We start from the raw sequence: 12,307 nt of genomic DNA on the forward strand, positions 1-12,307 counted from the left end.
GGCCAAATGACCAGAGTGAAAAGGCCGGTTTATTCGCCGTCCTTCGCCCCCTCGTTGAGATACTCGCCAGCATCTGCATCAGTGCCGTTGGCTTCGCCTTCCATGACCGCCAGCGGATCGTCGCCGATCGCCGCTTCAGGACCCTGTGCCAGCTCGGCTTCATGCTCTTCCTCGGCAGTATTGGCCGCGATGATCGCTTCCTGGGCCTTCTTCCACTGTGCGCGCAGCGCAGCATCGCGGCTGGAGGCGGTCACGCGCATGCGGTTCATGCCCGCACCGGTACCGGCAGGGATGAGGCGGCCCACGATGACGTTTTCCTTGAGACCGACCAGCGTGTCCTTCTTGCCCTCGACCGAAGCCTGGGTGAGCACACGGGTCGTTTCCTGGAACGAGGCGGCCGAGATGAACGAACGCGTCTGGAGCGAGGCCTTGGTAATGCCGAGCAGGATCGGAGTGCCCTTGGCAGGCTCCTTGTTCCGGCCGAGCTTCGCATTGGTCTCGTTGAGTTCTTCCAGGTCGATCTGCTCGCCCGGCAGCAGCACGGTATCGCCGCCATCGGTAATCTCGACCTTCTGCAGCATCTGGCGAACGATCACCTCGATGTGCTTGTCGTTGATCTTCACGCCCTGCAGTCGGTAGACTTCTTGGATTTCGTCGACCAGATATTCGGCCAGCGCCTCGATCCCGAGGACATCGAGGATGTCGTGCGGGTTCGGCGAGCCCGAGATCAGCGTGTCGCCCTTCTTGACGAAGTCGCCTTCCTGGACGTCGATGATCTTGGTCTTGGGGATCAGGTATTCTACCGGATCACCTTCCTCCGGAACGATCGCGATCTTGCGCTTCGCCTTGTATTCGCGAACGAATTCGATCTTGCCCGAAATCTTGGCGATGATCGCATTGTCCTTGGGCACGCGGGCCTCGAACAGTTCGGCGACGCGCGGCAGACCACCGGTGATGTCGCGGGTCTTGGCGGCTTCACGCGAGGCACGGGCGAGGATATCGCCGGCCTGCACTTCCTGCCCGTCCTCGACCGAAAGCGCAGTACCGGGCGCCAGCATGTAGCGCGCGGCTTCGCTATCGTCTCCGGCATCGTTGAACAGCGTCAGGCGCGGACGAAGATCGTCCTTCTTGGCGCGTCCGCCGGTGCGGATTTCGGTGACCACGCGCTGGGCGATACCGGTGGCATCGTCGACGCGCTCTTCCATCGAGGTCCCGTCGATGAGGTCCTGGAAACGGACCACACCGCTGGTTTCGGTGATGATCGGCAGCGAGAACGGATCCCATTCAGCCAGACGATCGCCTTCCTTCACCTTCGCGCCATCCTTGTGCATCAGCACGGTACCGTAAGGCACCTTGTGGATTTCGCGCTCGCGGCCTTCCTTGTCGATCACTGCCAGTTCGCCGTTGCGGGCGAGCGACAGGATGCGGCCCTTCTTGTCGGTGATGGTCGGCATGTCGCGATATTCGACCTTGCCGTCCGACACGGCTTCGAGATGCGAGGTCTCGTTGAGCTGTGCGGCACCGCCGATGTGGAAGGTACGCATGGTCAGCTGGGTACCTGGTTCACCGATCGACTGGGCGGCGATCACGCCGACAGCCTCGCCGATGTTTACCGGCGTACCGCGAGCGAGGTCACGGCCGTAGCAGGTGGCGCAAACGCCCTGCTTGGCTTCGCAGACCAGCGGCGAACGAATCTTGGCGACCTGCGTTTCGGCCTCTTCGATCGCCTTGACCATCGGTTCGTCGACCAGCGTGCCGGCCTTGACGATCACTTCGCCGGTAGCGGCGTTGACGATGTCTTCCGCCGTGGTGCGGCCGAGAATACGCTCGCCGAGCGAGGCGATCACGCTACCGCCCTGCACGATGGCACGCATTTCCAGCGCATTTTCGGTCTTGCAGTCCTCTTCGACGATGACACAGTCCTGCGACACGTCGACCAGGCGGCGGGTCAGGTAACCCGAGTTCGCCGTCTTCAACGCCGTATCCGCGAGACCCTTGCGGGCGCCGTGGGTGGAGTTGAAGTATTCGAGGACGTTGAGGCCTTCCTTGAAGTTCGAGATGATCGGGTTCTCGATGATCTCGCCCGAAGGCTTGGCCATCAGGCCGCGCATACCGGCGAGCTGCTTCATCTGCGCAGGGCTACCACGCGCACCGGAGTGGCTCATCATGTAGATCGAGTTGATCTGCGCTTCCTTGCCGTCCTTGTCGATCGGCTGCGAGCGGATCTCTTCCATCATGGCGTCGGCCACACGGTCGCCGCACTGGCTCCACGCGTCGATCACCTTGTTGTACTTTTCTTGCTGGGTGATCAGGCCGTCCTGGTACTGCTGCTCGTAATCGGCAACCAGGGCCTTGGTGGCTTCGACCATTCCCGCCTTGGAGTCGGGGATGATCATGTCGTCCTTGCCGAAGCTGATACCGGCCTTGAACGCGTGGCGGAAGCCCAGCACCATGATGGCGTCGGCAAACAGCACCGTGTCCTTCTGGCCGGTGTGACGATAGACCTCGTCGATCACGTCGGCGATGTCCTTCTTCGTCAACAGGCGGTTGACGATGTCGAAGGGAACCTTGTGGTTCTTCGGCATGCACTCGCCGATCAGCATACGGCCCGGCGTGGTGACGAAGCGCTTCATCTCGACCTTGCCGTTCTCGTCGGCCTGCGGGACGCGGGCCATGATCTTCGAGTGCAGCGTGACGGTCTTGGTTTCCAGCGCCTGATGCACTTCGGCCATGTCGCTGAACAGCGGCAGCTTCTCGTGCTTCTCCCCATTTTCGCCTTCGACGAACTCGGGCGTCTTCTCCTGCCGTTCCATCGACAGGTAGTAGAGGCCCAGCACCATGTCCTGCGAAGGCACGATGATCGGCTTGCCGTTGGCGGGCGAGAGGATGTTGTTGGTGCTCATCATGAGCACGCGCGCTTCCAGCTGCGCCTCGAGGCTCAGCGGAACGTGCACGGCCATCTGGTCACCGTCGAAGTCGGCGTTGAACGCGGCGCAGACCAGCGGGTGAAGCTGGATCGCCTTGCCCTCGATCAGGACCGGTTCGAACGCCTGGATGCCGAGGCGGTGAAGCGTCGGGGCGCGGTTCAGGAGAACCGGGTGCTCGCGGATCACCTCGTCGAGGATGTCCCAGACTTCCTTGCGCTCCTTCTCGACCCACTTCTTCGCCTGCTTGAGCGTCATGCTCAGGCCCTTGGCGTCGAGGCGGGCGTAGATGAACGGCTTGAACAGTTCGAGCGCCATCTTCTTGGGCAGGCCGCACTGGTGCAGCTTCAGTTCGGGTCCGGTCACGATGACCGAACGGCCCGAATAGTCGACACGCTTGCCGAGCAGGTTCTGACGGAAGCGGCCCTGCTTGCCCTTGAGCATGTCGCTGAGCGACTTGAGCGGACGCTTGTTGGCGCCGGTGATGACGCGGCCGCGGCGGCCGTTGTCGAACAGCGCGTCGACGGCTTCCTGCAACATGCGCTTTTCGTTGCGGACGATAATGTCCGGCGCGCGCAGTTCCATCAGGCGCTTCAGGCGGTTGTTACGGTTGATGACGCGGCGATAAAGGTCGTTCAAGTCGGACGTCGCGAAGCGGCCACCGTCCAGCGGCACCAGCGGGCGCAGTTCGGGCGGAATGACCGGCACGACTTCGAGGATCATCCATTCGGGACGGTTGCCCGATTCGATGAAGCTTTCGACGACCTTGAGGCGCTTGATGATCTTGGCGGGCTTGAGCTTGGACTTGGTGGTCGCCAGCTCTTCCAGCAGATCCGCCTTTTCCTGCTCGAGATCGAGATCCATAAGCATGTGCTTGACGGCTTCCGCACCGATCGAGGCGGAGAAGGCGTCTTCGCCATACTCGTCCTGCGCTTCGAGGAGTTCATCCTCGGTCAGCAGCTGGTTCTTTTCGAGCGCGGTAAGGCCCGGCTCGGTGACGATATAGCTTTCGAAGTAAAGCACACGCTCGAGCTGCTTGAGCTGCATGTCGAGCAGCAGGCCGATGCGCGAAGGCAGCGACTTCAGGAACCAGATGTGCGCAACCGGCGCGGCCAGTTCGATGTGGCCCATCCGCTCACGGCGGACCTTGGTCACGGTGACTTCGACGCCGCACTTTTCGCAGACGACGCCCTTGTACTTCATGCGCTTGTACTTGCCGCACAGGCATTCGTAATCCTTCACCGGACCGAAGATGCGCGCGCAGAACAGGCCGTCACGCTCAGGCTTGAACGTGCGGTAGTTGATCGTCTCGGGCTTCTTGATCTCGCCGAAGGACCACGAGCGGATACGCTCGGGGCTGGCGATGCCGATCTGGATCTCGTCGAAGGTTTCGGGCTTCGCGAGCTGGTTGGTGAATTTGGTCAGTTCGTTCATGACTTAATTCCCTATCGGGGTAATTCTAAAGGGCGGGAAGCGGAGGGGGTGGTTGGCCCCCTTACTCCGCCGCGATCGCGAGGCCGTCGTCGTCCTCGTCGTCGGACAGCGACTTGAGTTCGACATTGAGGCCCAGGCTGCGCATTTCCTTGACGAGCACGTTGAAGCTCTCCGGAATGCCCGCCTCGAAGGTGTCGTCACCCTTGACGATGGCTTCGTAGACCTTGGTACGGCCGATCACGTCGTCCGACTTCACGGTGAGGATTTCCTGCAGCGTGTAGGCTGCACCGTAGGCCTGGAGCGCCCAGACCTCCATCTCACCGAAGCGCTGGCCGCCGAACTGCGCCTTACCGCCCAGCGGCTGCTGGGTGACGAGGCTGTAGGGGCCGATCGAACGGGCGTGGATCTTGTCGTCCACGAGGTGGTGCAGCTTGAGCATGTAGATGATGCCCACCGTCACCTTGCGGTCGAAGGCTTCGCCGGTACGACCGTCGAACAGGATCGACTGGCCGTCTGCGTCGAGACCCGCCTTTTCCAGTTCCACGGTAACGTCGCCTTCGCGGGCACCGTCGAACACCGGAGTACCCATCGGGACGCCTGCACGCAGGTTTCCGGCGAGTTCCACGATTTCCTCGGTCGAACGCGACTTCAGGTCTTCGGCATAACGATCACCATAGACGGCTTGTAGGCGTTCCATGACTGCCTCTGGAGGCTTGGCCTTGGAATAGTCTTCGGCGGCGTTCGGATTGGCCCTGTGCCACTCGTCGAGCGCATCGGAGATCTGGTGGCCCAGATTACGGGCCGCCATGCCGAGATGCGTTTCGAAGATCTGTCCCACGTTCATGCGCGAAGGCACGCCCAGCGGGTTCAGCACGATGTCGACCGGGGTGCCGTCTTCGAGGAACGGCATGTCCTCGATCGGCAGGATGCGCGAAATCACACCCTTGTTCCCGTGACGGCCGGCCATCTTGTCGCCCGGCTGCAGCTTGCGCTTCACCGCGACGAAGACCTTGACCATCTTGAGCACGCCCGGAGCGAGTTCATCGCCACGCTCGAGCTTTTCCTTACGGTCTTCGAACTTGTCGTCGATGACCTTGACGCTCTCGTCGTACTGCGACTTGACCGCTTCGATCTGCTGCTGGCGGCTATCGTCCGCAACGGCGAACTTGAACCATTCGTGACGGTCGATGCCTTCGAGCAGTTCTTCCGTGATCTCGACACCCTTCTTCACGCCCTTGGGCGCTGCCGAAGCCGTCTGGCCGACAAGCATGTCGCGCAGGCGGTTGTAGGTCGCACGGTTGAGGATAGCGCGTTCGTCGGCGGCGTCCTTGCGGAGGCGTTCGATTTCCTCGTTCTGGATGGCGCGGGTACGGTCGTCGATCTCGATACCGTGACGGTTGAACACGCGCACCTCGACAACGGTACCGGCAACGCCCGGCGGCAGGCGAAGCGAGGTGTCGCGCACGTCGCTGGCCTTTTCGCCGAAGATGGCGCGCAGGAGTTTTTCTTCCGGCGTCATCGGGCTTTCGCCCTTCGGCGTGATCTTGCCCGCCAGGATATCGCCCGGGTGCACTTCGGCACCGATGTAGACGATGCCCGCCTCGTCGAGGTTGCGCAGCGCTTCCTCGCCGACGTTCGGGATGTCGCGGGTGATGTCTTCCGGCCCGAGCTTGGTGTCGCGCGCCATGACTTCGAATTCCTCGATGTGGATCGAGGTGAAGACGTCGTCCTTCACGATACGCTCGGAGATGAGGATACTATCCTCGTAGTTGTAGCCGTTCCAGGGCATGAAGGCGACGAGGCTGTTGCGGCCCAGCGCCAGTTCGCCGAGATCGGTCGAAGGACCGTCGGCGATGATGTCCCCGGCCTCGACCGTTTCGCCCACCTTCACCAGCGGACGCTGGTTGATGCAGGTGTCCTGGTTCGAGCGCTGGAACTTCTGAAGCGTATAGATGTCGACGCCCGACTGGCCGGGTTCGACATCGCCGATCGCACGGATCACAATACGTGTCGCGTCGACCTGGTCGACCACGCCGCCGCGCTTGGCGGTGATCGCAGCGCCCGAATCGCGCGCCACGGTTTCTTCCATGCCGGTGCCGACCCAGGGCGCTTCGGCCTTGACCAGCGGAACGGCCTGGCGCTGCATGTTCGAACCCATCAGCGCGCGGTTGGCGTCATCGTTTTCCAGGAACGGAATGAGCGATGCGGCAACCGAAACGAGCTGTTTGGGGCTGACGTCCATCAGCGTGATCGTGTCGCGCGGAGCCATAAGGTTGTCGCCGTTCTGGCGTGCCGAGACCAGCTCTTCCACGAAGCCGCCATTTTCATCGAGCTCGGCCGAAGCCTGCGCGACAGTGTGCTTCTGCTCTTCCATGGCCGAGAGGTAGATGACCTCGTCGGTGACCTTGTTGTCCTTCACCTTGCGATACGGCGTTTCGATGAAGCCGTACTTGTTGACGCGTGCGAAGGTGGAAAGCGAGTTGATCAGACCGATGTTCGGGCCTTCGGGCGTTTCGATCGGGCAGATGCGGCCATAGTGCGTCGGGTGAACGTCGCGGACTTCGAAACCCGCACGCTCGCGGGTAAGGCCGCCCGGGCCAAGCGCCGAAACGCGGCGCTTGTGGGTGACTTCCGACAGCGGGTTGGTCTGGTCCATGAACTGCGAAAGCTGGCTGGATCCGAAGAATTCGCGCACCGCAGCGACCGCGGGCTTCGCATTGATCAGGTCGTTCGGCATCACGGTCGATACGTCGACCGAGCTCATGCGCTCCTTAACCGCGCGCTCCATGCGCAGCAGGCCGACGCGGTATTGGTTTTCGAGCAGTTCGCCGACCGAACGCACGCGGCGGTTGCCGAGGTTGTCGATGTCGTCGACTTCGCCCTTGCCGTCCTTCAGGTCGACCAGTTCCTTGACCACGGCAAGGATGTCTTCCTTGCGCAGCGTGGTCACGGTGTCTTCCGCGTCGAGATCGAGACGCATGTTGAGCTTGACGCGGCCAACGGCGGAAAGGTCGTAGCGCTCCGGATCGAAGAACAGGCCTTCGAACAGCGCTTCGGCGGTTTCCTTGGTCGGCGGCTCGCCGGGACGCATGACCTTGTAGATCGCTTCCAGACCCTCGTCACGGTTCTCGGCCTTGTCGACCTTCATCGTGTTGCGGATCCACGGACCGGTGGTGATGTGATCGATGTCGAGCAGCTCGAGGCTGTCGACACCTGCATTGTCGAGCACTTCGAGATTCTCAGCCGAGACCTCGTCGCCCGCTTCGATGTAGATGCGGCCGGTGCTTTCGTCGATCAGATCGGCGCTGGCATAGCGGCCGAACACTTCCTCGGTCGGCAGTAGCAGGGTTTCGAGACCGTCCTTGGCAGCCTTATTGGCGGCGCGGGGCGAAATCTTCTGACCGGCGGCGAAGACTTCTTCGCCGGTCTTGGCATCCACCAGCGGGAAGGCCGGCTTCTGACCGCGCCAGTTTTCGGCGACGAAGGGAATTTCCCAGCCATCCTTGGCGCGCTTCCACGTAACCTTGTCGTAGAAGTGATCGAGGATATCCTCGCTATCGAGGCCGAGCGCATAGAGCAGCGCGGTGACCGGCAGCTTGCGCTTGCGGTCGATACGTACGTTGACCACGTCCTTCGCGTCGAATTCGAAATCGAGCCACGAACCGCGATACGGAATGATGCGGGCAGCGAAAAGAAGCTTGCCCGAGCTGTGGGTTTTGCCGCGATCGTGATCGAACAGCACACCCGGCGAACGGTGCATCTGCGAGACGATGACGCGCTCAGTACCATTGATGATGAAGGTGCCGTTGTCCGTCATCAGCGGCATGTCGCCCATATAGACGTCCTGCTCCTTGATATCGAGCACGGAGCGGGTCTCGGTTTCCTGGTCGACTTCGAAGACGATCAGGCGCAGCGTGACCTTCATCGGGGCCGCATAGGTGATGCCGCGCTGGCGGCATTCAGTGGTGTCGTATTTCGGCGCTTCGAGTTCGTAATGGACGAAGTCGAGTTCGGCGGTACCGGCGAAGTCGCGCAGCGGGAAGACCGAGCGCAGCGTCTTTTCGAGGCCCGAGACATGGCCCCTGGCCTTGTCAGAGCGCAGGAACTGTTCGTAGCTCTCGCGCTGGACTTCGATCAGGTTGGGCATGTCGACGACTTCGTGGATGTCGCCGAAGATCTTGCGGATACGCCGCTTTGCAGTGCCCGACGCGGTGCTGCGGGGTGCCTTCGCCTTGGTAGCCATAAGGGGTAGTTACCTCTTGATATGTGCCTGTGCTCCCGCGCGGACAGGAGCTGTAATTTCATGTCTCATGCGCGTGAGAGCCGTATCGCGAGACGCAAAAAGGCCGCAGCGAATGCACACCAATAGCGGCGGCAGCTGCAGCTCATGAAAAGCGTCGCGATATGGAAACGCCGCTTCCATCCTGTGTCCGATCCCCGCGCATGAATCGGACTCGCTCGAAGCGTGCGGTCGAGGGGGCATGTAGGAAGCTGCCCCGCCTTTGTCAAACGCCAGATCGGCGGATTTCCGGGAATCTCGATTTTCGATAATCTACATATTTTTTTTCGATATTACCGATTGACAATATTTCTGGCTTGTCTTATTGTTTATCGATATTGACCATCAAGCAGTTCGATAAATGACCCGCTCTACACGTTCGTCGCTGGCCGCCCTCGCCACCATGCTCCTGGGCTTCGCCAGCCTCCACGCCGTCGTAACCGTGCCCGGCCAGGCAGCAAGCCTGACGGTCGCAATGCCGCGCCTCGCCTGATCCGTATCTGTCGGAGAATTCCCATGACCCATCACCCGAACGATCCCCTCCTGCTGGCAGGCAAGTTCATATGCCTCTTCATGCAAGGTCTGATGATATTCGGGGGCATCATACTCGCGCTCCTGATCCCGGCACTGCTCTTCTTTCAGGACGAGGTTTCCGCCGAATTCGCCGCCGAGGTGCAGGGCGCGATCGTCGACTTCCCCCTCGCCGCGCTGATGGGCCTGTTCCTGATCGGTCTTGCGATCGTGGCCGCGCTGTTCTTTTTCTTCGGCAAGCTGCGCCGCATCATCTCGACCGTGGGCGAAGGTGACCCCTTCCAGCCCGCCAATGCCGAGCGGCTGCAACACATGGGCTGGCTGATGCTCGCCACGCAGCTGCTCGTGATCCCCGCAGCCGCGCTGGGGATCTATTTCGCCCGGTTCGCCGACGAGGTCGAAGACGCCAATGTCGAATTTAACGGCGATATCGATTTCACCGGCATCCTGCTGGTGATCATCCTCTTCATTCTCGCCCGCGTGTTCCGCCACGGAGCCGCGATGCGCGACGATCTCGAGGGGACCGTGTGATGGCCCCCAGGACATCCGGCCCGGAAGGAACCCATATCGTGGTCAGGCTCGACGATCTGCTCCATGCCCGCCGCATGACGCTCACCGAACTGGCGGAGCGGGTCGGCCTCACCCTCGCCAACCTTTCGATCCTCAAAACCGGCAAGGCCAAGGCGATCCGCTTCTCCACACTGGAAGCAATCTGCCGCGAACTGGAGTGCCAGCCGGGCGACCTGCTCTCCTATACTGAGGGCGGAAACTGAGAAAAATGCGCCGGGCGCGTGTCCGGTGCATTTTTCCCTATTTCCGACTCGCGCAAATATGGCTATTTTGTGACCGCGCCGATCATGGCGCATAGGAATAGAACCCCATGAAGAAGATCGCTCTTGTCGCCGCCCTTCCCGTTGCGCTGACCCTCGCCGCCTGCGGCGAAACCGCAACCGAAGAAGCTCCGGTCGAAGAAACCACCGTGGTCGAACCGGCTCCGGTGGAACCGATGGCTGAAGAAACCCTGGCCACCGAAGAAGCCGTGACCGAAGAAACCGCGACCGATCCGATGGCTGAAGAAGCTCCGGTCGCCGAAGAAGCTCCGGCAGCCGAATAATTTCCGCAAGGCTGCGTAAGCGGCGCACGGAATTGACGGGAGGCCCGGTCTTCGGACCGGGCCTTTTTCGTTTGCGCACTCCTGCTCGGAAAGCCCGCGGCCAATACTGCCGGAACGGTGATTGCCAGCCCCCGTTGGTGGGTAAGACAACGAGGAGAAGCCCGCCATGAAACTCAGACTGACTGCCACCATACCGCTAGCCTTTGCCGTCGGTCTCGCCGCCTGCGGCGAACCCATCGACGGTAGCGACACGGCCGATCTCGGCAGCGATGTGACCGAAGCCGGTCCCGGCCCGGAAGGCGGCCCCGAATACGAACCCGGCGAAGACGGCCTGCTGCAATCCGATATGGAACCTGCCCCCGAACCGATCGAACCGGCCGCGGAGCCGATCGCGGGCGAAGAACCGATGGCCGACGATCCGGTCGATCCCGCCTATCCTGCCGAATAAAGGCAGCGCCCATCAAGCTTCGACTTGACCGGAGCGCCGAAATCGCTAAAGGCCCGCCACGCAATGGCGGGTCTTTCGATTTTCGCCTTTGCATCCGTCCGAGACAGTTGGTGACCGGGATTTGCCGGTCTTAATTTCCAGCCTAGACGGGGACAGAGATTTCCGGCTGGCCTTGTGCCCGCCGTTTCGCGCCAAGTGGCGCACTCCTTCCCCATCAACGGACCCGCCCGTGTCGACTTTCGGCCCCGCCGTCTGACGCCATGGACAAACGTAGCCGATCGTCCGGGATTCGTCCCGGCCGGTCATAGTGAAGGAGTATGGCATGGATCGTTCGCAGAAAACCGACGCGGTCGCCCAGCTCAACGAAGTCTTCAACCAGGCTGGCGTGGTCGTCGTGACCCGCAACCTGGGCCTTACGGTCGCCCAGTCGACCGAATTGCGTACGAAGATGCGTGAAGCCGGTGCGTCCTTTCAGGTTGCGAAGAACCGTCTCGCCAAGCTCGCCCTGAAGGACACGGACTATGAGGGAATCGACGAATTCCTGACCGGTCCGACCGCCCTCGGTTATTCCGAGGATCCGGTCGCCGCAGCCAAGGCTGTGGTCGAGTTCGCCAAGACCACCGACAAGATCGAAATCGTCGGCGGATCGATGGGCGCGCAGAAGCTCGACGAAGCAGGTGTGAGGTCGCTGGCCTCGATGCCCAGCCTCGACGAACTTCGTGGCACGATCGTGGGCCTCCTCAACGCGCCGGCAACCAAGGTTGTCCGCACGATCAAGGAACCCACCTCGATGCTCGCACGCGTCTTCGGTGCCTATGGCGCCAAGGAAGCCGCATAAGAGCTGGTTCTCGCATAGAACACATATTCATCGGGGCATTTTCCAATACCCGCCCCGGCCTTTTATTTGGAGTGAAACATCATGGCCGATATCGCCAAGCTTGTTGAAGAACTGTCGAAGCTGACTGTCATGGAAGCCGCCGAGCTTGCCAAGGCACTTGAAGAAGAGTGGGGCGTAAGCGCCGCCGCTGCTGTTGCCGTTGCCGGCCCCGCCGGTGGCGGTGCTGGTGAAGCCGCAGCCGAAGAGAAGGACGAATTCGACGTCATTCTCACCGGCGATGGTGGCAAGAAGATCCAGGTCATCAAGGAAGTCCGCGCCATCACCGGCCTGGGCCTCACCGAAGCCAAGGCCCTCGTCGAAGGTGCGCCGAAGGCTCTCAAGGAAGGCGTCAACAAGGCTGAAGCCGAAGAAATCAAGGGCAAGATCGAAGCAGCCGGCGGTACCGTCGAACTCAAGTAAGCATCAGGCCCGCAAGGGCGCTTACGCTTCGATCTCGTTTCGCGAGATCACCGAGGGGCGGTGCCGCAAGGCGCCGCCCTTTTTGGTATCGAGTGCAATTCCACCGACGAATTGATCACTTGAGCGGCCCGCGAATCACCTCATGCGCGTGGATGACCGGAACTCATCAATCGATGCCGAAAGCAGACTTTCTTCTAACGACGTGTGTGGACGGCTCTCCGTTGGCAAGGGATAATTTGAACTGAGCTTAGCTTGTTGAGGCGCCCATGTGTCCGGCCTT

General features: G+C 61.4%; 9 protein-coding genes. 7 read left to right on the forward strand and 2 right to left on the reverse strand.

The features are described 5' to 3' along the window. Nucleotides 1–29: 29 nt before the first annotated feature. Nucleotides 30–4,358: a DNA-directed RNA polymerase subunit beta' gene (gene rpoC, locus K3180_RS12205; protein ID WP_221541227.1), complete on the reverse strand. Its 4,329-nt coding sequence runs from the start codon at nucleotides 4,356–4,358 to the stop codon at nucleotides 30–32. A 61-nt stretch (nucleotides 4,359–4,419) separates the two neighbouring features. Then, nucleotides 4,420–8,601: a DNA-directed RNA polymerase subunit beta gene (rpoB, locus tag K3180_RS12210; protein WP_221541228.1), complete on the reverse strand. Its 4,182-nt coding sequence runs from the start codon at nucleotides 8,599–8,601 to the stop codon at nucleotides 4,420–4,422. A 397-nt stretch (nucleotides 8,602–8,998) separates the two neighbouring features. Between rpoB and K3180_RS12975 the strand changes: the two genes are divergently transcribed. From K3180_RS12975 to rplL, 7 genes are all read left to right on the forward strand, one after another. After that, complete coding sequence (locus K3180_RS12975; RefSeq protein WP_282098565.1) at nucleotides 8,999–9,130, forward strand: hypothetical protein; 132 nt, start codon at nucleotides 8,999–9,001, stop codon at nucleotides 9,128–9,130. Between the two features lie 23 nt (nucleotides 9,131–9,153). Next, a complete protein-coding gene (locus K3180_RS12215) occupies nucleotides 9,154–9,699 on the forward strand; it encodes a DUF2975 domain-containing protein (RefSeq protein WP_221541229.1) in 546 nt (181 codons plus the stop codon). Beyond that, nucleotides 9,699–9,941, forward strand: coding sequence for a helix-turn-helix domain-containing protein (locus tag K3180_RS12220; RefSeq protein WP_221541230.1), 243 nt, complete (start codon nucleotides 9,699–9,701; stop codon nucleotides 9,939–9,941). Before K3180_RS12215 ends, K3180_RS12220 begins: the two co-directional genes overlap by 1 nt. Nucleotides 9,942–10,048: 107 nt before the next feature. Then, nucleotides 10,049–10,282: a hypothetical protein gene (locus tag K3180_RS12225; protein WP_221541231.1), complete on the forward strand. Its 234-nt coding sequence runs from the start codon at nucleotides 10,049–10,051 to the stop codon at nucleotides 10,280–10,282. 166 nt (nucleotides 10,283–10,448) lie between these two features. After that, nucleotides 10,449–10,730, forward strand: a complete 282-nt coding sequence (locus K3180_RS12230) for a hypothetical protein (protein ID WP_221541232.1) — start codon at nucleotides 10,449–10,451, stop codon at nucleotides 10,728–10,730. A gap of 322 nt (nucleotides 10,731–11,052) precedes the next feature. After that, nucleotides 11,053–11,568 (forward strand): 50S ribosomal protein L10, encoded by a 516-nt coding sequence (gene rplJ / locus K3180_RS12235; RefSeq protein ID WP_221541233.1) that lies wholly within the window; start codon nucleotides 11,053–11,055, stop codon nucleotides 11,566–11,568. An 81-nt stretch (nucleotides 11,569–11,649) separates the two neighbouring features. Beyond that, nucleotides 11,650–12,027, forward strand: a complete 378-nt coding sequence (rplL, locus tag K3180_RS12240; RefSeq protein WP_221541234.1) for a 50S ribosomal protein L7/L12 — start codon at nucleotides 11,650–11,652, stop codon at nucleotides 12,025–12,027. Nucleotides 12,028–12,307: the final 280 nt, after the last annotated feature.

This window comes from Qipengyuania huizhouensis, from assembly GCF_019711635.1.
Taxonomy (GTDB): Bacteria; Pseudomonadota; Alphaproteobacteria; order Sphingomonadales; family Sphingomonadaceae; genus Qipengyuania; species Qipengyuania huizhouensis.